Genomic DNA, 23,574 nt, shown 5'->3' on the forward strand with positions numbered 1-23,574 from the left:
GGGCTCCGGGTGAGCGCCCGGGGAGGGTGCGGGACGGTGGGTGCGAGGGTGGTCGTCGGGGGCCAGGTAATGAAGGCGAAGCCGGTTTCGTCTCATCTTTTGCTGCCGGCCCCGCATGACGCGGCCCACCTCCACGGTCGTGAGCGAGCTCGCACACCGAGCCGGAACCCGGAGAGTCGGAGCGGGAGTCGACGTCCGGCCAGGAGTACGAGTGGCGCGGGGTTGCGTCGGGACCGCGGCGGGCGACCGCCGAAGGCGGGAACGGCGAGGAAGGCCGACGGAGGCGCGACCGGCCGCCGAGGGCCGGTGACGGAGGGCCCGCGATGCAAGGCCGACGGAGGGCACGACCGGCAACAAAGGCGAGCGGCGCGCCTCGTGAGGGCATGCATGACGCCAACGGCAGGCGGCAGGCGGCAGGCGGCAGGCGGCAGGCGGCAGGCGGCAGGCGGCAGGCGGCAGGCGGCAGGCGGCAGGCGGCAGCAAACCATAGGGGGCGGGTCTGGCCGGGTCTGCGCGTGCGGTGACGGTTCCGTGGAGCGGGCGCCCGCGCGGACCTGGAGGGTGTCTCGACGCGGGCGCCGGCCGTCCCCCGGACGCGCTCCTGCTTCGGCGCTTCTACTTCAGCGCCCCCGCGGTCAGCCCCTGCACCACCTGCCGCTGGAAGACGATGTACGCGGCGAGCACCGGCAGCATCGCCATCACGAGGCCCGCGAAGAGCCCCGACCAGTCACCCTTGTAGCCCTGGCTGACGGCCAGTTGGACCAGTCCCTGGGTGAGGACGCGTTTGTCCGGATCGGTGTTGAGGACCGTGGGCAGCATGTACTGGTTCCACTGGCCCAGGAAGTTGAAGATGCCGACGCTGATCAGGCCCGGCTTGGCCATCGGCACCATGATCTGGAAGAACGTACGGCTGTGCGAGGCGCCGTCCACGAAGGCCGCCTCCGCCACCGAGGTCGGCAGCGTACGGAAGAAGGCCGTCAGAAAGAACACCGTGAACGGCAGCGAGTAGGCGATGTAGACGAGGATCAGGCCGTGGATGGAGTTGAGCAGGCCCATGTTGTTCACGACGTAGAACAGCGGGACCAGCGCCAGCATGATCGGGAAGCTCATGCCGCCGATGAAGAGGTAGTAGATGAAACGGTTTCCCGGGAAGTCGAAACGCGCGAGGACGTAGGCCGCCATGGAGCCGAGGACCAGCGTGCCGATGAGTGAACCGCCCACCACCAGGATGGTGTTGAGGAAGTAGTCGCTCATGTTGGCCTCGGTCCAGGCCCGTGACCAGTTGTCGAAGTGCAGCTTGTCCGGCAGCGACCAGGGTGAACCGAAGATGGAGCTGTCGTCCTTGAAGGACGTCATCACCGCCCACAGCAACGGCAGTACGACCATGATCGCCCAAATGACCAGGATGCCGTGAGAAAAGGCGTTGAGAACGTTTCCTTCCGTTTTCTTCTTCGTAGGCGGTTTCTTGGTGGCCAGGTCGACCTTCGTGACAGGGACAGCCGAGCCGGACTCGGCCGGCGGAGGCGCGGGGGTTTCGGTCGTCTTCATCGTCAGTACTCCAGCCGCTCGCGCCGTCCCAGCCGCATCACGACCGCGGCGAAGGCCAGCGTCACGATGAGCAGGGCGACGCCGATGGTGGTGGCGTAGGCGGCCTGACCGTCACGGAAGGCCTTCTGGTACACGTACAGGACCATGACGGTGGTCGAGTAGTCGGGGCCGCCGGGCCCGGTCGTCATGATCTGCACGACCGCGAACGACTCGGCGCCGAGCGCGAGGATCCCCATGTAGACCCAGCCCGACTGCACGGTGTCCCAGAGCAGGGGCAGGGTGATGCGGAAGAACGTCGCGGCCCGGCCCGCGCCGTCCAGCAGTGCGGCCTCGTACAGGTCCGCCGGGATGGAGGCCATGCCCGCCGAGAACAGGACCACGAAGAAACCGACCGTGGACCAGACCAGCACCGCCATCACGCACCACAGCGCGAGATCCGGGTCGCCGAGCCACAGCGGCTGGAGGCCGTCCAGCCCTGTACCCCGGAAGAAGGAGTTGATCGCGCCGCTGTCCGGGTTGTAGGCGAAGGCGAACAGCAGCGCCACGATGGCGATCGACAGCACCTGCGGAAAGAAATACACGATCTTGTAGAAGGAAGAGCCCCGGACGCCCGAGATCACCGGGCCGCCCTTCCTTCGCCGTCCACCGACATTGATCATGAAGGCGAAGAACAGCGCCAGGCTGATCGTCACCAGCGGCAGCACGACCGCGAACATCAAGCTGTGCTGCAAGGACTTCCAGAAGATCTCGTCGTCCAGCATCCTCCGGTAATTGTCCAGGCCGACCATCTTGAATTCGGGGCTCAGGCCGGTCCAGTCCGTGAACGAGTAGTAGATGGACTGGATGAACGGCCACACCACGAAGAGCGCGTACAGTCCCAGGGGGAGCGCCAGGAACCCCACGATGAACCGGTACTTGCCGTGCTGCATCGCCACTCCGGTGCTTTTATGGATACTTCGCCGCAATTCTCGCCGTCACTGGTGCTTGTAATGCTTGATCGAGGTGTCTTTCGCGGCCTCGTCGGCGTAGCCCTGGATCTTCTTGATCGCCTCCGCCGGAGTGAGCCGGCCGGCCATCATCTCGCCGAGGCCGGACACCCCGATCTTCTCCTTCTGCAGCTGGACGTACCAGTCCTGAAGTCGTGGATTCACCACGTTCTCGCCGGCCTTGTCCAGCGCCGCCACGCCCGACTTGAGGCCGGGCGTGAGGGTGATGCCGTCGGTGCCGCCGTTGTACGCGGTCAGCGACTTGACCTTCGAGGTGAAGTTCTTGGAGGACGCCTCGCTGAGCATGATGCGCAGCTGTTCCATGCCTCCCGCCGTGTTCTTCGCCTTGGCCGGTACGACGAACGGCTCGCCGCCCGAGGCCCAGATGGTGCCGAAGGGCATCTTGTCGGAGGAGTCGATTCCGGTGGGCGCGGAGACGGCCAGGTCGAAGTCGGCGGGGATGACGTTCGCCGACTCGTTCTCCACCCAGGAGCCGTTGGGGATGAACAGCGCCTTGCCCTTGGCCCACGCGGTCTGCGACTGGATGTGGTCCAGGCCCGGGGTGCCCTTGAGGACGTAACCCTTCTGGAACAGCTCGTAGTAGGCGTCGAAGCAAGCCTTTACCGCCGGGTGTTTCCAGGCGTTCGGCTCCAGGTTGTCGATGGCGTCGAGGACCTCGCGACCACCCACCTTGCCGATCATCGGGTACAGCGCGAAGGGGAGGTAGTACGGGTATTTGCCCGCGTACGTCCAGCCCGCGATGCCCTTCTTCTTGGCCTTCTCGCAGACCGCGAGCATCTCGTCCCAGGTCTCGGGATACGTGGCGTCGAGCGAGTCCAGTGCCTTCTGCGAGTACCAGACGCCGTAGACGGTGTAGGCGTAGTACATGATCCAGACCGGGTCGCCGTCGAACTGGCCCATCTCGACGATGCCGGGCCGCAGGGTGTCGCGCACCTTCTTGTTCGGGTCGTCGTAGGACGCGGCGTCCAGGAGCGGGGTGAGGTCGGCAAGCTGTTTCTTGCCGACCAGCACGCCCATGTCCATCTGCTCGGCACCGGAGTTGTCGATGAGGTCGGGCGGGGTGCCCTGGTTGAAGCGGGGCTGGAGGGTCGACTGGATCTTCTGGGTGGACGAGAACTTCACCTTCGCGTCGGGGAAGCTCTTCTCGTAGATCTTGACCGCGTCCTCGGCGTACTCCTTGCCGAAACCGCCGTCGAACAGCACGAATTCCATCTGGGTGGTTTCGTTGACCGCGAGGGGATTCTTCGCGGTCTTCTTGCCGGCCTTGGCCTTGTCCTCCTCGCCCCCGCCGCTGCTGGCGCAGGCGGACAGAAAGCTCATCGTGGGGACGGAGATCAGGCCGAGCGCCGCGGATCTCTTGATCAGGTCTCGGCGGCCGACCCCTACGGAGCCGTTCTTGTCGGAGCCGATGTTCTCGGAGTGGGATCCCATGCTCAAGTCCTCGCCTTCTCCAGGACTCAGGCGGTGCACCGGATCCTTCCCGGCACCGCGGTCAGGTCAAGCAGGGTCGTACGGATCATGCGGACGGACAGATCATGCGGTCGGACGGCATCGCCGGATTCGACGGTGAATCGCCGACAGGTATAGTCCACTTCTTGCCAGCGGAGCAAGATCGAATGCAAGGTTGGCCATTGGTCTTTTCCGAGTTGAGACCTCCCGGAAATATGACCGGCCGGTGGGCACCTTGCCGGAAAATTGCATGACATGAGCCTCGCCTGGCGCAATCAACATCCTTGACATCACTGTCCACTTGGCCACCTACTGATTCCTGCGCAACCAGGAGGACAACGTTGTCCGGGGCGTTGTCCGGCGCGGGGAGGGTGCTCACGCATGCAGCGGTTGGGGCGGTTGCGGGCGGTCGTGATCACGGCTGCTCTGGTCATGACGGTCGGCGCACAGGGGACGGCGGTCGCACTGCCCTCCCCGGTGCCGGTACCGGCTCGGGGGTTCGCCTCCTCCTTCGAGGCGGGTGAACACGCGCCCGACTGGCAGAGCACCGTCGACACCACGCCGGGCGGCGGCAAGCGGGCCTCGGGGGTGGACGGCGGCTACGGCGCCGGGCTTCCCGGCGATGTGACCGACCGGGTCACGGACGTCCGGGCGAGTGCGGAGAACACGGCCGGCGGCGAGGTGAAGGAGAACCTCGTCGACGGCGAGGCGAGCACCAAGTGGCTGGCGTTCGCGTCCACCGGGTGGGTCGAGTTCGACCTCGCCGAGCCCGCGCGGGTAAGCGCTTACGCACTTACCTCGGCCAACGACTCGGCCGAGCGCGACCCCGCCGACTGGACCCTCTCGGGCTCGGCGGACGGCACCGCCTGGACACCCCTGGACACCCGATCCGGGGAGTCCTTCGCCGAACGGTTCCAGACCCGTACGTACACCCTCGCGGCCCCTGCCTCGGCCGAGTATCGGCACTTCCGGCTGGAGGTCACCCGCAACCACGGTGCCGGGATCCTCCAGCTCGCCGACGTGCGGTTCGGCACGGGCGGCAGCGACGGGCCCGTCCCGCCGGACATGCTCACCGTCGCCGACCGGGGCCCGAGCGGCTCACCGACCGCGAAGGCGGGCGCCGGGTTCAGCGGGCGCCGTGCGCTGCGTTACGCCGGTCGGCACACCGCTTCCGGGCACGCCTACTCGTACAACAAGGTTTTCGACGTGAATGTCCGGGTCGGTACCCGCACACAGCTGGCGTACCGGATCTTCCCCGGGATGGCGGAGGGCGACCGTGACTACGCCGCCACAAACGTTTCCGTGGACCTTGCTTTCACGGACGGCACGTATCTGAGCGGGCTCGGGGCGAGCGATCAGTACGGCTTCCCGTTGTCGCCTCGCGGGCAGGGCGCCGCGAAGGTGCTGTACATCAACCAGTGGAACGACGTGGTGTCCGCGATCGGGACGGTGGCGGCCGGGAAGACCGTCGACCGGATTCTCCTCGCCTACGACTCCCCCGGCGGGCCGGCCCGGTTCAGGGGCTGGGTGGACGACATCGCGCTGCGCACCGCTGCCCCCGAGGCGGCGAAGGCGCATCTGTCGGACTACGCGGTGACCACCCGCGGCACCAACTCCAGCGGGAGCTTCTCTCGCGGAAACACGTTTCCCGCCACGGCCGTGCCGCACGGCTTCAACTTCTGGACGCCGGTGACCAACGCGTCCTCGCTCGGCTGGCTGTACGACTACGCGCGGGCCAACAACGCGGACAACCTGCCGACGATCCAGGCGTTCAGCGCGAGTCACGAGCCGAGTCCGTGGATGGGCGACCGGCAGACCTTCCAGATGATGCCGTCGGCCGCCGCAGGCGTCCCGGACACCGGGCGGACGGCACGGGCCCTGCCCTTCCGGCACGTGAACGAGACCGCCCGCCCGTACTACTACGGAGTCCGTTTCGAGAACGGTCTCACAGCGGAGATGGCACCGACCGATCACGCGGCCGCCCTGCGCTTCACCTACCCGGGCTCGGACGCGAGCGTCGTCTTCGACAACGTGACCGACCAGGCGGGGTTGACCCTGGACAAGGAAGCCAGCGTCGTCACCGGTTACTCGGACGTGAAGTCGGGACTGTCGACGGGAGCGACCCGGCTGTTCGTGTACGGCGAGTTCGACGCTCCGGTGACGGATGGCTCATCGAGCGGGGTAAAGGGTTACCTGCGTTTCGACGCGGGTGCCGACCGCACGGTCACCCTGCGGCTGGCAACCTCCCTCATCAGTGTCGACCAGGCCCGCGACAACCTCCGCCAGGAGATCCCGCAGGACACCGGCTTCGACACGGTCAAACAGCGCGCGCAGCGGCAGTGGGACAAGCTCCTCGGCACCGTGGAGGCCGAGGGCGCGAGCCAGGACCAGCTCACCACGCTGTACTCCAGCCTGTACCGGCTCTACCTGTATCCCAACTCCGGTTTCGAGAAAGTCGGTTCGACGTACCAGTATGCGTCGTCCTTCTCGCCGATGCCGGGCCCGGACACCCCGACGCACACCGGCGCGAAGATCGTGGACGGCAAGGTGTACGTGAACAACGGTTTCTGGGACACCTACCGGACGACCTGGCCGGCCTATTCGCTGCTGACGCCCACTCAGGCCGGTGAGCTGACCGACGGTTTCGTCCAGCAGTACAAGGACGGCGGCTGGACCTCGCGCTGGTCCTCGCCCGGGTACGCCGACCTGATGACCGGTACCTCGTCCGACGTCGCCTTCGCGGACGCGTTCGTCAAGGGAGTCGGCTTCGACGCCAAGGCGGCGTACGAGGCGGCCCTGAAGAACGCGACGGTCGTGCCCCCGGCGTCGGGAGTGGGCCGCAAGGGCATGTCCACCTCGCCCTTCCTCGGTTACACCGGCACGGCCACGCACGAGGGCCTGTCGTGGGCGCTGGAGGGCTATCTCAACGACTACGGCATCGCCCGCATGGGCCAGGCCCTGTACCGGCAGACCGGCGAGAAGCGCTACCGGGAGGAAGCCGACTACTTCCTCAACCGCGCGCAGGGCTATGTGCACCTCTTCGACACGAAGGCCGGGTTCTTCCAGGGGAAGGACGAGAAGGGCGACTGGCGGGTGCCGTCGGAGACCTACGACCCGCGGGTGTGGGGTTACGACTACACCGAGACCAACGGCTGGGGCTACGCCTTCACCGCCCCGCAGGACAGTCGCGGCCTGGCCAACCTGTACGGCGGCCGGGACGGTCTGGCGAAGAAGCTCGACACGTACTTCGCCACCCCGGAAACCGCTTCCCCGGAGTTTGTGGGTTCGTACGGCGGCGTCATCCATGAGATGACGGAGGCGCGGGACGTGCGGATGGGCATGTACGGGCATTCCAACCAGGTCGCCCACCACGCGATCTACATGTACGACGCGGCCGGGCAGCCGTGGAAGGCGCAGGCGAAGGCCCGCGAGGTGCTCGCACGGCTCTACTCGGGCAGCTCCATCGGGCAGGGGTACCACGGCGACGAGGACAACGGCGAGCAGTCGGCCTGGTACCTGTTCTCCGCGCTCGGCTTCTACCCGCTGGTGATGGGAAGCGGCGAATACGCCGTCGGATCCCCGCTGTTCACCAAGGCGACCGTGCACCTGGAGAACGGCAAGGACCTGGTGGTCAAGGCGCCGAAGAACAGTGCCAAGAACATCTACGTCCAGGGCCTGAAGGTCAACGGCGGTACCTGGACGTCGACGTCGCTGCCCCACACACTGCTCGCCAAGGGTGGGGTCCTGGAGTTCGACATGGGACCGCGGCCCTCGTCGTGGGGGTCCGGAAAGAACGCGGCACCGGTTTCGATCACGCAGGACGACAAGGTACCGGCGCCGCGCACGGACGTGCTGAAGGGAGCGGGCGCGCTGTTCGACGACACGTCGGCGACGCGGGAAACGGTGTCGGGCGCACTCTCGCTACCGGTCCCCGCCGGCACCAAAGCGGTGCAGTACACCCTCACATCGGCCGACCACACTCAGGCGCCGACAAGTTGGGTACTCCAGGGTTCCGCAGACGGCCTGACGTGGACCGACCTGGACCGCCGCTCCGGCGAGACCTTCCCGTGGGACCGCCAGACCCGCGTCTTCACCCTCGAGCGACCGGGCACCTACGCGCACTACCGGCTGGTCCTCGACGGCGAGACGGGAGGGGCGGGCCCCCAGGGCGACCCGGGAGGAATTGGCACCGAGGGCTCGCCGAGCAAAGCGCCCACCGGAGCCCAAGCGGATCAAGTCAGCCTCGCCGAGGTGGAGTTGTTGTCCTGATCTGGTAACCAACAGCGATGGCGTGGTGTACCGGGCGTCACCCGTCTTCCAGAATGATCAGGCCACCCGCGGACACCGGGCGGCCCGCCATGGAGGGGGAAAGCGGAACATGAGCATCATCAGACGGTTCACGGGACTGCTCGCGGGTGCGGCGCTGGGAGCGGGGGCCCTGTTCGCGACGGCGGCTCCGGCGCAGGCGTACAGCCCCAACCCGGTGTTCCACGCCTACTACTACGACACCGACAACTGCCCGTGCAGCGGCGGCAACCTCACCGACCCGTTCGACAACACGTACTTCGCGAACGACGCCGGCGGCCAGGCCGTCAAAATGGAGCTGACCAACTCGGGGGCGTTCGTCGGCAAGGTGGAGTTCCACCCCAACGACGAGAAGCTGTGGGTGTACGACACCGCCAACGACGGTGACACGTACTACGTCAAGGTCGGCTACACCTCCGGCGGCGTGAGCCACAACCTGGGCACCTTCAGCCCGCCCGGCACCACAGCGGTGCTGGACTACCAGGTCATCGACTTCGACCTGCCGGAAGGCGCTTACGTCGACATCTCCGTCTACGACGACGCGGCACTCACCGACCTCATCGGCGCCGCGCGCGGCACCGGGTCGGCCGTCGCCTAGGCAAGCCCGGACCAACCGGAGGGACCATGTCGCTCACCGTGCCCGTCCTGCCCGAGGAGATCGACCCCGCCTGGCTGCCACCGGAGGCGTTCCGGCCGGTAGGAAGGCGGCGAACGCTGGTCGACGGCTCGGGCCCACTGGTGGACACGGTGCGCGGTGAACTGGCGTACGCCTGCGCTCTGTTCGACGGCGAGGTGGTCGTGCGAGACCGAGGCGAACCGGACGCCCCGTCCTCGTACGACCTCGTGCTGCGGGTGACGGAGGCAGGTGGCTCCGGCGACACCCGTCCGGGTCTCGGAGGTGCCGGTGGCCTCGGCGGCCCGGCCGATGTCGGTGAACTCGGCGCAGAGGGGTTCGTCATTGAGCGCGCCGGCGGAGCCACCATCGTCACGGCGAGCGGTCAACCCGGCTTGTTGTACGGCCTGTTCCATGTCGTGCGGCTCGGTGAGGACGCCTTCCGGGGCACGCGAGCGCGTGAGACACACCGCCCGTCGACGGCGCTGCGGATGCTGGACCACTGGGACAACGTGGCCGTGCATCCGGTGATGGGCCAGGTGGAGCGCGGGTACGCGGGCGGCTCGCTCTTCTGGCAGGACGGGCGGGCCCGGCAGGAGTCGGAGCGGATACGGGCGTACGCCAGGCTTCTCGCGGCCTGCGGGGTCAACGCCGTCTCGGTCAACAACGTCAACGTGCACGAGGCCGAGGCGCACCTCCTGACCGACCGGATCGATCAAGTCGCCCATATCGCGCAGGCGTTGCGTCGCTACGGGATCCGTACCCATCTGTCCGTGACCTTCGCCGCGCCGGTGGTGCTCGGCGGGCTGGCCACCGCCGACCCGCTGGACGAGGCGGTGCGCGGCTGGTGGACGGAGGCCGTGCGGGAGGTGTACTCCGCGATCCCCGACTTCGGCGGGTTCGTGGTGAAGGCCGATTCGGAGGGCCGGCCGGGCCCGTTCACCTACGGCCGCTCCCATGCGGACGGCGCGAACATGCTGGCCGCGGCGCTCGCTCCGCACGGCGGCACCGTCCACTGGCGGGCGTTCGTTTACGACCACCACCAGGACTGGCGGGACCGTTCGACGGACCGGGCCCGGGCCGCGTACGACCATTTCGCCCCGCTGGACGGAGAGTTCGCCGACAACGCCGTACTCCAGGTGAAGCATGGGCCGATGGACTTCCAGGTGCGTGAGCCGGTCTCGCCGGTGCTGGGAGCCCTGCCGCGCACCCGGGTCGCTGTGGAGGTGCAGGCCACTCAGGAGTACACCGGGCAGCAACGGCATGTGTGTTGGCTGGGCCCCATGTGGAGCGAGGCTCTGCGCTTCCGGCCGGAGGGCGAATTTCGCGCGACTGTCGGGGAGTTGGCGGGGAGCGGGTTGGTGGCGGTGACCAACGTCGGTGACGACCGGTTCTGGACCGGGCATCCGCTGGCACAGGCGAACCTCTACACCTTCGGCCGGCTGGCCTGGCAACCCGCTGCCGACCCGCGTCGGATCCTGGACGAGTGGATCGCGCTCACCTTCCCCTCTGCCTCGGAGCGGCTGGCCGCCGGGCTGCGGGCGGTGCTGCACGGCTCCTGGCGGACGTACGAGAAGTACACCGCGCCACTCGGCGTCGGCTTCATGGTGCAGCCGGGCCATCACTACGGGCCGAGTGTCGACGGCTACGAGTACAGCCCGTGGGGGACATACCACTTCGCCGACCGGGACGGGATCGGCGTCGACCGGAGCGCGGCCACCGGCACGGGGTACGCGGCGCAGTACGCCAAGCCCTGGGCCGAGCTGTACGAGTCGGTCGCTTCCTGTCCCGACGAGCTTCTGCTGTTCTTCCACCATGTGCCGTACGGGCATGTGCTGAGGAGCGGGAAAACGGTTGTGCAGCATATCTACGACACGCACTTCGAGGGCGTGGAGGAAGCCGAGGAGGCCCGCCGGGTGTGGGCGGGCCTCGCGGACCTGGTGGAGCCGGCGTGGCACGCGCGCGTGACCGAACGGTACGAGGAGCAGGTGCGCGGCGCACGCGAGTGGCGGGACCAGGTCAACAGCTACTTCCTGCGGAAGTCCGGCATCCCGGACGCTCGGGGACGCACGATCTACTGAAGCCGCAGGACGGCCACGCCCAGCGGGTCCAGGGTGAACACATCGCCCTGCTCCAGCCGTTTGCCGGTGAGGAGGTCGGTCACGGCGGTGTGGGCGGGCAGTGGGGCCGGCTCAGCAGCGTGGTTGAGGAGAAAGAAGAGTCGGGTTCCATCGAGTGTGACGCGGGTGGCGGTCTCGACGGTGTGGTGGGCGGCGTAGGGGCCGATCAGGTCGTGGCGGGCGAGTACCTGGCGGATGACGTGGTCGACGCCTGGCTGGTCGAGGGAGGTTGCCACGTACCAGGCCTGTCCAGCGCCGAAGTGGTGACGGGTGACGGCCGGGGTGCCGGCGTAGAAGTCGGCGCCGTAGGTGGCGACCGGTTCGGCGCCGCGTAGCTGGACGAGCTCGAAGACGAGACCGGCCTGCGCCGCCAAATCCCCCAGCTGTACCGGCTGTTGGACGTCGGCGGGCCGGGCGTCCCATTCGTCGACGCGGATACCCATGAGAGGGGCCAGCGGCCCGGGGACGTCGGTGAGGAAGGCGCGGTCGTGTTCGTCGGAGCGGGCGGTGAGAAAAGTGGCGAGGACGGTTCCGCCTCGTCGGGCCACCGCCTCCAGGCGTTCCGCCAGATCTCCCTTGACGAGGTGGAGCACCGGGACGAGAACCACGTCGTACGGCGTGAGATCGGCGGTCACCGCCACGACATCGACGTCGGCTCCCGCCTCGCGGGCGGCTCGGTAGTAAGCGTGTACGACGTCCGGGTAACGGACCAGTCGCGAGGGGCCGTCGGAGATCTCCAGCGCCCACCAGCTGTCCCAGTCGAAGAGGAGCGCGGTGCGGGCCGGGGTCCGGGCGCCCAGGGTGGTCGCTCCGAGTTCGCCCAGTTCCCTGCCGAGGGCGGCGACTTCACGGAACACGCGGGTGTCGTCGCGGCCCGCGTGGCCGATGACCGCACCGTGGTACTTCTCGCAGGCGCCGCGTGAGGCGCGCAGCTGAAAGTAGAGGGCGGCGTCCGCCCCGTGGGCGATGGCCTGCCAGGTGGCGAGGCGAAGTTCGCCCGGTCGGCGCAGGGGGTTGACGTCGCGGCAGGCGGTGGTGGACGGGGTCTGCTCCATCAGCCAGAAGGGGGCACCGTCTTTGAGGCCGCGCATCAGGTCGTGGGCGAGGGCAGGGCGGGTGGACGGGGCGTCGAGGGGCGGGTAGTTGTCCCAGGAGGCGAAGTCGAGGTGGGGCGCCCAACGGTGGTAGTCGAGCGGACGGTAGGTGCCCATGAGGTTGGTGGTGACGGGCGTGTCGGGGTCGTGGGCGCGGATCGCCTCCTTTTCGCCGGTGAAGCAGCCGAGCAGGGCCTCCGTCATGAAGCGCTGGTAGTCGAGGGTGATGCCCTGGAAGGCGGTGTGGTCGGGGCTGCGCCAGTGTTCGGTGAGGGCGCTCGGTGGCTCGATCTGGTCCCAGTCGGTGTAGCGGTGCGACCAAAAGGTGGTCCACCATGCGTCGTTGAGCGCGTCGAGCGCGCCGTGCCGCTCGCGCAGCCACCCACGAAAGGCCTCGGCGCACAGGTCGCAGTAACAGGCTCCGCCGTACTCGTTGTTGATGTGCCAGGCCAGCAACGCCGGGTGTGGGGCGTACCGTTCGGCGAGGCGGCCGGCCAGAGACGTGGCGAGTCGACGGTACTCGGGTGAACTGGGGCAGAAGTTGTGCCGTTGACCGTAGCGGTGCAGGCGGCCCTCGAAGTCGGTGCGGTTCACCTCGGGGTATTTCTTCGCGAGCCAGGGCGGGAGGGCGGCGGTTCCGGTGGCGAGGCATACCTGCCGCCCCTCGGTGGCGGCGCGGTCGAGGATGCCGTCGAGGATCGTGAAGTCGTAAACGGTTTCGTCAGGTTGGGTGAGCGACCAGCTGAAGACGCCCACGGTGAGGGTGTCCACACCGGCCTGGGTGAACAGGCGGTGGTCCTCGTCCCGGACGTCCTGCGGCCACTGCTCGGGGTTGTAGTCGCCGCCGTACGGGATCCTGTCGGTGCGCGGGAGACGGCCGTCGTTTCCGGTGTCGGGCTCGGTCATACGGTGAAGTCCTCCTGGGTCTCGACGATCACCGGGCCGCTCGACCTCAGCAGGGACAGCAGCAATGGCGCGGCCAGCAGGGCGGGCAGGGCTTCCGTGAGCAGGGCGGTCAGAGCGCCGACCAGGACGAGCAGGGAGGCCGCGGCGAGGGTGGCGCGGCTCCGCCGGAGCAGGAAGTACGCGGCGAGGCGGCCGGTGTCACGGGCGCGGAAGGCGAACAGCGAGGTGAGAACGAGCGCGTGGGCGCCCCAGAGGAGCGAGGCCACGCCGATCACCCCGAGGAGCACCGCCCACCAGCCGGGCAGGCCGGTGGCGGCGAAGTGGGTGAGGGTGAACGCGATCACGGTGAGCCAGGCCAGCAGGGGTGCCCAGAGCTTCAGCGCGGGGAAGGCGTTGAGGCGCCAGCCACGCAGGTAGCAGCGGGCCGGGTGGAGGTCGGTGAGGTCGCGGCTGCGGTGGTGCAGGGCGTACAGCGCGGCGGACAGGGCCGGGCCGAGCGGCAGCAGGCAGCAGGCGGCGAGGGGCAGGTTCGCCGGTTCGGGGCCCAGGAAGAGCAGGCCGACCAGTCCGGGGGCGGCCGTCGCGAGGAGAAGGGCCTCGACGGTGAGGAGGGTGTGCAGGAGGGCGGCGGCTCGGGACAGGGGTCCGGTGCCGAATCCACCCGCGGTGATCGCGGAGCTCATGAGGCTTTCCTTGCCGTCGGTGGGCTGCGGCGGGGGTAACCGGTTCCGGAATCATTCGGCCCGCGGCCCGGGAGGCCCTGCTGCGGGGTGGTCGGCGACGGCAGGGCGGGAAACCGGTGGAGAAACCCCTCATGTGGCGGTTCATGAGGTCGTTTCACCGGACACGCGGCGGGGGTGGAAAGCGGTGTCGAAGGGCTTACCGCTTTCATGCCGCCGGCCCGCCGAGCAGCCGTCGTTCGTCCCACCAGGGAGGGGTCTCGTCGGTGACCGGGGTGAGTTCGACAAGGGTGATCTCGTGGCGGGACAAGGTGAGGTCCAGTTCGGCGCGGCCCTCCGGGGTGGGCAGCCGCCGGTGGCTTCGGGCGGGTTCGGCGGCCTCGTGCAGGATGTCCAGCTGCCCGGACCGTGGTGAACGCGGGCTGCCCATGTGCCGCCAGGCGGTGTAGGCGTTTCCGTGCTCGTCGTCGACGGTGGACCGGCGGACGAAGACCTCACACGCCACGACCGGGAGGGACAGCCGCAGCGCATGGCGCCCGGGGCCGGGGGTCTCGCCTGTCGGGTCGACGGGCGCCCAGGCCAGGACCGTGATCCGGCCGTCGGGGTGGCGGGTGACCAGGTGGTCGTGGCCGCGCGCGAGCAGGTCGGGGCCCATCCGCGCCATGAACGCGTACAGGTGGTACGTCGGTTTCTTGATCTGCCGGTGGGTGAGCAGCCCGAACCCACCGTGGAAGAGGGCCGTGGGAACACCGGCTTCCTCGAACATGTCGCTGAAGGTCCAGTACGAGAAGGAGTCGGCGAGGTCACCGCCGTGGGCGAGGACCGGCGCCAGGTAAGCGGCGTGGAAAGCGGTGTCGTGGATCGGGTTGTCCGGGCGGTAGGAGGAGTTGAACTCCGAGATGTGCACCGGTAGCTCGGCCAGCCGGGTTCCCTTGAGGAGTGCCCGGGGTGCGGCGAACTGGTCGAGCAGGCCGGAGGCCGGGGCCAGGGTCTGGTGGACGCCGAAAGGCACGTGCTGCGCGGGGCCGGAGGTGTAGGCGTGCTTAGACACGAAGTCGACGGGCACGTCCCGATGCTCCGCGAACGCGGCGAACCGCTTCAGCCAGTCGTCGGCGCCCGGGGAGATGGCCGGGCCCCCGACCTGGAGGCCGGCGTCCACCTCCTTCACCGTGTGCGCGGTGACCTCGTACAGGCGGTGATACGCCTTTTCGTCCGCGTCCTCCCAGAAGTCGGGCAGGTTCGGCTCGTTCCACACCTCGATCGGCCAGGTGCGAACCTCGTCGAGGTCGTAGCGGTCGACGAGGTGAGCGAGGGTGGAGCGCACCAGGTCGGCCCACTCACGGTATGAGCGGGGCGGGGTGACATTGCCCTGCCACCAGAAGACGGTCCGGCTTCCCGAGGCCAGTTCTGCGGGCATGAAGCCGAGCTCGAGAAAGGGGCGGATGCCGGCCGTCAGAAAGGCGTCGACGACCTGGTCGACGTAGGTGAAGGAGTGGTGGGTGCGGCGGGCTCCCTCATGGTCGTACGGGCGGTACACGCCCATACCGTCACTGAGCAGGCCGTGGCCGCGAATGTGTCGGAAACCGATTTCGCGCTGGATCAGGGCGAGGGACTCCTGGTAGTCGCGACGCAGGGCGAGTTCGATCCGGCCGGTGCCCACACAGAAACGCCAGGCCCCGGAGAGCCGACCCGTCGGCTCGGCGGGAGCCGCACTCACCCGTTTTCCTTCCTGAAGCGTTCACGCGCCTTGTTGTGCAGGCCGACCAGCTGATCCATGTTCTTGGCCTTCAACTCGGTGACATAGTCGTCCCATTCGGACAACGGGCGCTTGCCCATGACGAACTTGAGCGTGTTCTGGGTGACGTGGTCCCTCAGGGGCGTGTCCCACAGCGATGCCTGCTCCTGCTCCACGGACTGCAAGGGGTGGGCCGGGCCGATCGGCAGTTGCTCGCGCCGGGCCATAGCGTCCTGGAACTTCTTCTCGTCCGGGCTGAAGGATGAGGAGACCAGCGCCCAGCTGCCGCCGTAGGTGAAGACACCGTTGAAGAAGCCGTAGTCCTTTTGCAGGTCCTTCGGGGCATCCGGGTCCGAGCCCATGAGGGTGATGCCCGGCTTCAGCTCGTACTGGTCGCCCGCACGGGTGTAGGTGACGTCCTGGACGCCCCACTTGGCGAAACGCTGGCCCTCGTCCGAGTACCACAGCCAGTCGACGAACTGCATCATCGCGACGAAGGTGTCGCTCTTGAGGGCCTTGGCGGAGACCATGACACCGTTTTCCAACCGGGCGCCGCCCAACACCACCGGACCGGCCGGGCCCAGCGGTACCGGTACCATCTCGATCTTCGCTCCGCTGACCTGCTTCTCCAGGTTGTAGCGGTAGTTCTGGACCAGCTCCTGTGGATTGGCGCTGATCGCGAAGGATTTCTCGCCCAGCAGCTTCTGCACGGCGTCGTCATCTGTCTGGGTGAAGCTCTCCGGGTCCATCAGTTTCTCGGCGACCAGCTTTCTCAGGTACTCGATCATCTGGCGGTAGCCGTCCGTGGCACCGGTGAAGACGAACTCCCCGGCCTTCGCGTCGAAACTGATGTTGTCGTAGGTCCAGCCCGCCCTCACGCCGTACGCCTGGCCGAGGTAACTGAGCAACGCGGCTGCCGGGAACGGGGTGTTGGTGCTCCAGCGATCGGTGAACGGGTAGCGATCGGGATACTCGGCTTTGATCGCCTTGAAAACCTCGTACACCTCGTCCCACGTGGTGGGCAGGCTCAGGCCGAGCCTGTCGAGGACGTCCGTGCGCAGGGACAGCGAGTAGCCGGACTTGGCCTTCTCGTGCAGGCCGGGGAGAAGGTAGTACTTGCCGTCGGACTGCCTGATGGAATCCAGTTCCGGCTCCAGCTTCCATTTTCTGACCTTGTCCTGGAAGTTGGGCATCAGGTGCACATACTCGCTGACCGGAAGGATCGCACCCGAGGAGACGAAGGCGACCTCGGACGGGTGGTACGTCTTGGGAACCAGGAACGGGGCGTCGCCCGCGCCGATGAGGACGCTGCGCTTCTTCTCGTAATCGCTCAGCGGGACGGCAACGGGTTTCAGTGTGATACCGGTGCGCTGGGTGAGTTCCTTCCAGAACAGCCAGCTGTCCTTCAACGGGTAGACCGGGTTGTTGTTGTGCAGGACCGAGAAGGAAAGCGCCTTCGACGCCTTGAACTGCTGGCCCGCCCGGTACTCCTTCATCGCGCCGTTCTGTTTCTTGGAGAGGTCTTTGGAGTCCTCTCCGTCGTCGCCGCTGCCGCACCCGGTGAGGGTGGCGAGGCCGATGAATCCTGCGGCGGTGAGGATCTGACGTCGGGACAGCTGACCGGCGTTCTTCACGGATACTCCCTTGTTCCGTAAGAGGGACGGCTCTCAGCCCTTGACCGCGCCGAGCATCACGCCCGAGACGAAATAGCGCTGGACGAACGGGTAGACACAGAGGATGGGCAGCGATGTCAGGACGATCGTGACCGCCTGGATGTTGGCCCCCACCTGACTGAGCTGCTCCGTACCGGCGCCCGCGTTGCCGCCCGTGGTGGCGCCGGAGATGAGGTTGCGCAGATAGACGGTGGCCGGCATGAGTTCGGTCCGGTCCATGTAGAGATATGCGGAGAACCAGGAGTTCCAGAAGGACACCGAGTAGAAGAGCACCATCGTCGCGATGACCGCCTTGGACAGCGGCAGCACGACCCTGAGCAGAATGCCGTAGGTGCTCAGACCGTCGATCTCCGCGGCTTCCTCCAGTTCCGTCGGCAGGCTCTCGAAGAACGCCTTCATCACCAGCAGGTTGAAGACGCTGATCGCGTTGGGCAGCGCGAGAGCCCAGACGGAGTTCTTCAGGCCGAGGCTCGTGACCAGGACGTAGTTCGGGATCAGCCCGCCGGTGAAGAACATGGTGAACACGGCGACGCCGACGAGAACGCCCCGCCCCTTGAGGTTCCTCTTCGACAGGACGTAGGCGTAGCAGGTCGTCAGAGTCATCGCGATGACGGTGGAGACGACCGTGTAGAGCACGGTGTTTCCGTAGTTTCGCCAGAACATCGAGTCCTGGAAAACGATTCTGTAGGTGGTGAGGTTGAACCCCTCGGGCCACAGGGTCACCTCACCGGCGCGGATCTGACGTTCGCCGCTGAACGACCGGGCGATGATGTTGACGAAGGGGTAGAGGGTCACCAGCACGACCAGGGTGAGGATCACGCCGTTCACGCCTTGGAAGACGCGGTAGCCACGCGTGGGCTGGTTCACGGAGGTGCGCGGACGCGGAGCACGGGACGTCAGAAGGCTCACCACAGGCTCGTCCCCACCGTGCGACGCGACAGTTGGTTCGCGCCGGTGACCAGCACCAGCCCGATGACCGCTTCGAACAGACCGATCGCGGCGGCGTAGCTGAAACTGTTGGACTCGACGCCGGCCCGGTAGAGGTAGGTCGAGACCACGTCGGCCGTCGGGTAGGTCAGCGGGTTGTAGAGCAGCAGGACCTTCTCGAAGCCGACCGCCAGAAACGTCCCGATGTTCAGGATCAGCAACGTGATCATGGTGGGGCGGATACCGGGCAGGGTGACATGCCAGATCTGCCGCCAGCGGCTCGCGCCGTCGATCCGGGCGGCCTCGTAGAGGTCTTCGTCGATCGTGGTGAGCGCGGCGAGGTAGAGGATCGTGCCCCATCCCGCGGTCTGCCAGATCTCCGAGCCGACGTAGATCGTGCGGAACCAGCCGGGCTCCTGGATGAACCGGACCGGATCGTGGCCGAACCAGTCCAGCGCATGGTTGACCGGGCCGTCCGTGGCCAGCATCTGCATGGTGATGCCCGCGACGATGACGACCGAGAGGAAGTGCGGAAGGTACGAAACCGATTGCACGAATCGTTTCAGCGAGCGTCGGCGCACCTCGTTGAGCAGCAGTGCCAGGACGATCGGGATGGGGAAGCAGAACACGAGCGTCAGTCCGCCGAGCCACAGGGTGTTGCGGAAGACCTGCCAGAAGGTCGGGTCGGTCAGGAACATCCGCACATAGCGCAGCCCCACCCACTGCTCCCCCAGGATCGAACCGCCGGGTTCGAAGCGGCGGAACGCGATCACGTTTCCGATCATCGGCAGGTAACGGAAGACCAGGAAGAACAGCAGCGGCAGCACGGCCAGCGAGTACAGCTGCCAGTCCCGGCGCAGCGCCCGCCGCCAGCCGCGGCGCGCGGTGGCCGGACGTGCGGGACCGTGCCGGGCCTTGGGCGGCGGGTCCTGCGTTCCTGGGGGTGGGGCCGATGTGGTGGAGGTGCTCATGCTCGGGCCTCCCGGGGCGTTCTTCGAAACACTCGATTCACAGCGCGTGATCTCGAAACTTTCGTGCCCTTACCGGTAACTCTGCGGCAACGTAAGGGCTCATGGAAAGCGCTGTCAATGGGTGCTGCACGGCGGACTGGTGGGACGACGCACGGTGTTGGATTCCGTCACCGGCGGGGTAGAACCGGGAAGTTGAGTGCTACGGTCCACCGCAAATTTCTGTCTGGCCTCCGCAACGATCGATCGCCCACAACCCCTGCGAGGTGCCCCCGTGCCCGCGTTCGACCTGCCGCTGCCTGAGCTGGAACGACACCGCCCCGAACCCGACGAGCCCGACGATTTCGACGCCTTCTGGAGGGACACTCTGAAGGAGGCGGGGCAGCCGGCCCCGCTGGTGTCCGTGCAACCCGTCGAAACCGGTCTCCGCCTCACGAATACCTGGGACGTGACGTTCCGGGGCTTCGCGGGGGATCCGGTGCGCGCCTGGTTCAGCCTGCCGGCAGGCGCTCGGGAACCGCTTGCGACGGTCGTCGAATACGTCGGCTACGGACGTGGCCGCGGTCTCCCCCACGAGCGTCTTACCTGGGTGAACGCCGGTTACGCGCATCTACTGATGGACAACCGCGGCCAGGGGGACCAGTACGGCGACGGGGGCGCCACCCCCGACCCGCACGCCACCGCGCCCGGCGGCCCCGGTCCGGCCGTTCGCGGCCTCAGGTCCCCGCACGACTACCACTACCGCCGTCTGATCACGGACGCGGTACGAGCGGTGACGGCGGCTCGGGCGCTACCCGGCGTCGACGCCACCCGAACGGTCGCCGCCGGCAACAGTCAGGGCGGCGGACTCGCCCTCGCTGTCGCGGGCCTGGTCCCCGACCTGGCCGCCCTCCTGGTCACGGCGCCGCTCCTGTGCGGGATCCGGCGGGCCTTGGACCTCACCGACGCAGGTCCGTACGGCGAGATCGCCACCTACCTCTCCGTCCACCGAGGCTCCGAAGAAACCGCCTACCGCACGCTTTCCTACATGGAAGGTGTTTCCTTCGCCCGACGCGCCCAGGCCCCCGCCCACTTCGGCACCGGCCTGCGGGACACGGTCTGCCCGCCGAGCGGGGCGTACGCCGCGTTCAACCGGTACGGGGAGCTGAGCGGCGGCGCCGATCCCCGGAGGGAGATGTACGCGTATCCGTTCAACGGTCACGAGGGCGGCGAGGAAGCGCAGGTGGCACGCCAACTCCACTGGCTCGCGGCGACGTTGAGCGGCTGACATCCGCATCACGTCGCCACCCGCTCGCGACAGCCGGTGCTGTGCGTCCCGCCGATCCGGGCGATGCGGTGGGGGGACTCCACGTGTCGGGCCGAAGCAATCCCACGCCCTCCCTGCACGAGAACGTGCAAAGGCACCTGGGCACCGGCAGGCGATTCCCGGCCAACCCCTGGCCAAGTCGGTTGGCTCCTACACGCGTTGACCCGGTAGGATCGTCCACGACGTTCAGACAACGTTGTCGCATCGCGATCCCCGCTCGTGGCACCGTCCGGGCGGGGACACCCCGGACCGCCCCGCTCCCCCCTTGGGGCAGGCCCGGCTCGCGGGCCCGGTGGGTGTGCGGCTCACCACCCACCGGGCCCGCCCTGAGCTGCTGACGCTCAGCCGACCCGGCAGGGAAGGCTCGTCGCACTGTCGCCGCCCGAACCGGAGACGACGTATCCGAACGTCGCACTCTGGCCCGGACTCAACGAGCCGTTCCAGTCGGCGTTGTGGACCATCACCGCCTGCCCGTTGTAGGTAGCGTTGCCGCTCCACAGACTGGCCACCGACTGACCGCCGGGCAGCGTCCAGTCGACCATCCAGCCGAGCATCGGAACGTCGCCGGAGTTGGTGACGGTCACCTCGGACTGGTAGCCGCCGGTCCAGCTGTTGGTCGTCCGCCGAGTGGCGGTGCAGGTACCGGGAACGGGTTCGGTCGGGTTGCCCGGTTCATGGATGCCGGTTACCTCGCCGTTTCCACCGTCGAAGACGACGTCGGAGCAGGAGTAGAAGGTCTCGGCACTGTCCGAGCGCTGCCAGACCATGTAGATGATGTGCCGACCGGACTTGTTCGCCGGGAGTTGGCCGGTCCAGGAGTAGTTGGCCTCGACCGTGCCCGGACTGCCGTTGAGCGGCGGGTGGTCGACGGAAAGGAAGGGCTGGCTCTCCATCGCGTCCCAGGTGAGGGTCTGGGTCGGGTCGAAGCCGTCCTTGGTCACATAGACATAGAACCAACCCGGGTGCGCGGCCCAGGCGTTGTAGGAGAAGTCGACGCTCGCGCCCGACGTGAGATGGGTGAGCGGCCAGTCGCTGCGGGCCGCGTTGAAACCGGTGAAGTTGGTGTTGCCGCCGCTGCACAGCTGCCCGTCCGGTACGAAGCCGCGGGTGCGGCCGGCCCCGTCGGAGCGCAGCACCGAGAACCAGTTGTAGAACGGCGTGGTACCGCTTACCTGCTGTGCGTTCTTGCAGGCGGGGTTGACCGGCTTGATCTCACCCGTGTCGGTCAGCCCGTCCTGCCAGCACAGGAACGTGCGGCTGCCGGGTTTCATGGGGGTGCCGTGAGCCTCGGCCCTGCCGCCGGTCGTGACGATCAGGCCCAGGGCGGGGACGGTGGCCAGCAGGGCGAGGAGGACGAGGAGGAGGGCTCGGGTGCGTAACCTCGACCGCGACTTTGGCGTGATCATGACAGTTTGCATGGCAATGAGTCCGCCTTCCGTGTACGGACCGTGCGTGCATGGGGTGCACTGCGGATGCGGGTGTGGGGGCGTGAAGCGGGAGCCTCCCGGACTCGAGCCCGACAGGTTCCGGTCCGCCGGACGCGAGCAGATGTGGGAGCGCTCCCACTTCACCTGTGGCGGAAGGTAGCGCCGTACGGCCCACTTGTAAACGGGCGCGTACGGCGCTGCTGCGAAACGTAGCCGAGCAGCACGGGGCGGCTGAGCGTGGTGATCGGGCTGAGGGGAGTCCCCGGGTGGTGTGGCGGGGCTTGCCGACGCGAGCACCTCGGCGGCGCTCAGTTCATCGCACCGACACCCGTGGACTCCAGGTCAGGGCGTCCACGCCGGTCTCCCCCGCAAGCGGCAGCTCCACCGTGAACTCCGTGCGACCCGGTTCGCTGTGCACGTCGATGTGACCGCCATGGGCCGACGTGATCGCCGCGACGATGGCGAGGCCGAGGCCGGCGCCGCTGCCCGCGGTGGCGCGGGCCCTTGACGCGTCGGCGCGGGTGAAGCGTTCGAAGACCGTCGGGAGGAGATCGGGCGGGATGCCGGGGCCGTCGTCCCGGACACGCACCGCGCACATCCCCCGTCGTGCCTCCACCACCGCCACGACACGCGTGCCAACGGGAGTGTGCACACGTGCGTTGGCCAACAGGTTGGCGACCACCTGGTGGAGGCGGGCCTCGTCACCGAGGACCAGGGGCGCCTCGTCGAGGCACAGCTCCAGTTGCCAGTCGTGTCCGCTGCCTGCGGCCCGGGCGTCCCACACCGTCTCGGCCACGAGCGCCGCGAGGTCCACCTCGGCCGATTGCAGCGGTCTGCCCTCGTCCAGCCGGGCGAGCAGCAGCAGGTCCTCCACCAGCCCCGTCATACGCGCCGACTCGGCCGTCACCCGGCGCCAGGCCAGTCCTGGTTCGATGCGGTCCGTGCCCCGGTTCATCAGCTCCGCGTATCCGGCGATGGAGGCGAGGGGGGTGCGCAGTTCATGGCTGGCGTCGGCCAGGAAACGGCGCATGCGTTCCTCGCTGCGGCGCATCCTCTCCTCGCTGCGCTGGCGTTCGGCGAGCGAGGACTCCACGTGGTCGATCATGCGGTTCAGGGCGGCGCCCACCTGACCCGCCTCGCTGCCGGGATCGGTGTCCCGTTCGGGAACCCGGGTGAGACCGGTTACCTCGCCGTGGCAGAGCGGGGCGTGCGAGACCTCGACGGCGGTGGCGGCGACCCTGCCGAGGGGGCGCAGTTGGCGTCGTATGACCACTGCGCAGACGCAGCCGGCGACCGTGAGTCCCGCCGCGGCGACGACCGCTTCCACTACCACCAGGCCGCTGATCATGTCCTGGACGTCGTCCATCGGGAGCCCGGTGAGAACGCGTACACCGTTGTTGTCGAGCGCGGTGAAGCGGTAGATGCCCAGGCCGGGGACCGTCCTGGTGTGCAGGCCGCCGTCGGTCGCGATGCCTTTCAGGGCCTCGATCTGTGTTTCCGTGAGGTTCTGTGGCGGGGCGTCCTGGCCCACCGTCGCCGCCGCGAGGACGGTTCCGTCCGCGTCCAGACGGGCGGCCAGCATCCCGGCCGGGTGGCCGCTCTCGTTGAGGAAGGTGAGGTCCCGCGTCAGGTCCGGGTGGAGGGAGGCGCCGCCCAGGCTGCGTTCCGAGGCATTGGTGACACGGTCGTCCAGGTTGCCCAGCAGGTAGGCGCGCTGTGCGAAAACGGTGGTGAGTGCCATCACGGCGCACACGGCGACGAGAACGACGCTGATGAAGATCAGGAGACGAGTGCGCAGGGAACCGCCCCGCGGACG

General features: G+C 68.0%; 15 protein-coding genes. 4 read left to right on the plus strand and 11 right to left on the minus strand.

The window, feature by feature from the left end; all coding sequences use genetic code 11:
* Positions 1–615: 615 nt before the first annotated feature.
* The 3 genes from ACFVYS_RS05585 to ngcE are packed head-to-tail and all read right to left on the minus strand — an operon-like array spanning position 616 to position 3,986.
* On the minus strand, positions 616–1,548 hold the full coding sequence (locus ACFVYS_RS05585; protein WP_389499148.1) for a carbohydrate ABC transporter permease: 933 nt from the start codon (positions 1,546–1,548) through the stop codon (positions 616–618).
* 2 nt (positions 1,549–1,550) lie between these two features.
* A complete protein-coding gene (locus tag ACFVYS_RS05590) occupies positions 1,551–2,477 on the minus strand; it encodes a carbohydrate ABC transporter permease (protein ID WP_389499150.1) in 927 nt (308 codons plus the stop codon).
* A gap of 45 nt (positions 2,478–2,522) precedes the next feature.
* Positions 2,523–3,986, minus strand: a complete 1,464-nt coding sequence (ngcE, locus tag ACFVYS_RS05595; protein WP_389499152.1) for an N-acetylglucosamine/diacetylchitobiose ABC transporter substrate-binding protein — start codon at positions 3,984–3,986, stop codon at positions 2,523–2,525.
* Between the two features lie 399 nt (positions 3,987–4,385).
* On the opposite strand from ngcE, the gene ACFVYS_RS05600 reads away from it, so the two are divergent.
* The 3 genes from ACFVYS_RS05600 to ACFVYS_RS05610 all read left to right on the plus strand — a co-directional run bounded on the left by ACFVYS_RS05600 (position 4,386) and on the right by ACFVYS_RS05610 (position 11,003).
* A complete protein-coding gene (locus ACFVYS_RS05600) occupies positions 4,386–8,273 on the plus strand; it encodes a GH92 family glycosyl hydrolase (protein ID WP_389499154.1) in 3,888 nt (1,295 codons plus the stop codon).
* A 109-nt stretch (positions 8,274–8,382) separates the two neighbouring features.
* The gene (locus ACFVYS_RS05605) at positions 8,383–8,907 is read left to right on the plus strand and encodes a hypothetical protein (protein ID WP_389499156.1); all 525 of its coding nucleotides are present in this window, start codon (positions 8,383–8,385) and stop codon (positions 8,905–8,907) included.
* A gap of 26 nt (positions 8,908–8,933) precedes the next feature.
* A complete protein-coding gene (locus tag ACFVYS_RS05610; protein ID WP_389499158.1) occupies positions 8,934–11,003 on the plus strand; it encodes an alpha-glucuronidase in 2,070 nt (689 codons plus the stop codon).
* Here the strand turns inward: ACFVYS_RS05610 and ACFVYS_RS05615 are convergent.
* The 6 genes from ACFVYS_RS05615 to ACFVYS_RS05640 all read right to left on the minus strand — a co-directional run bounded on the left by ACFVYS_RS05615 (position 10,997) and on the right by ACFVYS_RS05640 (position 19,028).
* A complete protein-coding gene (locus tag ACFVYS_RS05615; RefSeq protein WP_389499160.1) occupies positions 10,997–13,042 on the minus strand; it encodes a beta-galactosidase in 2,046 nt (681 codons plus the stop codon). The two genes, ACFVYS_RS05610 and ACFVYS_RS05615, sit on opposite strands and share 7 nt — an antisense overlap.
* A complete protein-coding gene (locus ACFVYS_RS05620; protein ID WP_389499161.1) occupies positions 13,039–13,725 on the minus strand; it encodes a hypothetical protein in 687 nt (228 codons plus the stop codon). Before ACFVYS_RS05620 ends, ACFVYS_RS05615 begins: the two co-directional genes overlap by 4 nt.
* Positions 13,726–13,930: 205 nt before the next feature.
* Positions 13,931–15,439 carry a xylan 1,4-beta-xylosidase gene (locus tag ACFVYS_RS05625; RefSeq protein ID WP_389499163.1) on the minus strand — a complete coding sequence of 503 codons (1,509 nt, stop codon included), beginning with the start codon at positions 15,437–15,439 and terminating at the stop codon, positions 13,931–13,933.
* Positions 15,436–17,091: an extracellular solute-binding protein gene (locus ACFVYS_RS05630; RefSeq protein ID WP_389499165.1), complete on the minus strand. Its 1,656-nt coding sequence runs from the start codon at positions 17,089–17,091 to the stop codon at positions 15,436–15,438. Before ACFVYS_RS05630 ends, ACFVYS_RS05625 begins: the two co-directional genes overlap by 4 nt.
* A 33-nt stretch (positions 17,092–17,124) precedes the next feature.
* Positions 17,125–18,039, minus strand: a complete 915-nt coding sequence (locus ACFVYS_RS05635; RefSeq protein WP_389499167.1) for a carbohydrate ABC transporter permease — start codon at positions 18,037–18,039, stop codon at positions 17,125–17,127.
* On the minus strand, positions 18,036–19,028 hold the full coding sequence (locus tag ACFVYS_RS05640) for an ABC transporter permease (RefSeq protein ID WP_389499169.1): 993 nt from the start codon (positions 19,026–19,028) through the stop codon (positions 18,036–18,038). The genes ACFVYS_RS05635 and ACFVYS_RS05640 overlap by 4 nt, the downstream gene beginning before the upstream one ends.
* A 271-nt stretch (positions 19,029–19,299) precedes the next feature.
* Here ACFVYS_RS05640 and ACFVYS_RS05645 point away from each other — a divergent pair, with 271 nt between their 5' ends.
* Positions 19,300–20,292, plus strand: a complete 993-nt coding sequence (locus ACFVYS_RS05645; protein WP_389499171.1) for an acetylxylan esterase — start codon at positions 19,300–19,302, stop codon at positions 20,290–20,292.
* Positions 20,293–20,672: 380 nt separating this feature from the next.
* Here ACFVYS_RS05645 and ACFVYS_RS05650 read toward each other — a convergent pair whose 3' ends face one another.
* Together ACFVYS_RS05650 and ACFVYS_RS05655 are read right to left on the minus strand one after the other, a co-directional pair.
* Positions 20,673–21,737 (minus strand): lytic polysaccharide monooxygenase, encoded by a 1,065-nt coding sequence (locus ACFVYS_RS05650; RefSeq protein ID WP_389499173.1) that lies wholly within the window; start codon positions 21,735–21,737, stop codon positions 20,673–20,675.
* A gap of 334 nt (positions 21,738–22,071) precedes the next feature.
* A complete protein-coding gene (locus ACFVYS_RS05655) occupies positions 22,072–23,499 on the minus strand; it encodes an ATP-binding protein (protein ID WP_389499175.1) in 1,428 nt (475 codons plus the stop codon).
* Between the last annotated feature and the right edge of the window lie 75 nt (positions 23,500–23,574).

Source organism: Streptomyces sp. NPDC058295, from assembly GCF_042880655.1.
GTDB lineage: Bacteria > Actinomycetota > Actinomycetes > Streptomycetales > Streptomycetaceae > Streptomyces > Streptomyces coriariae.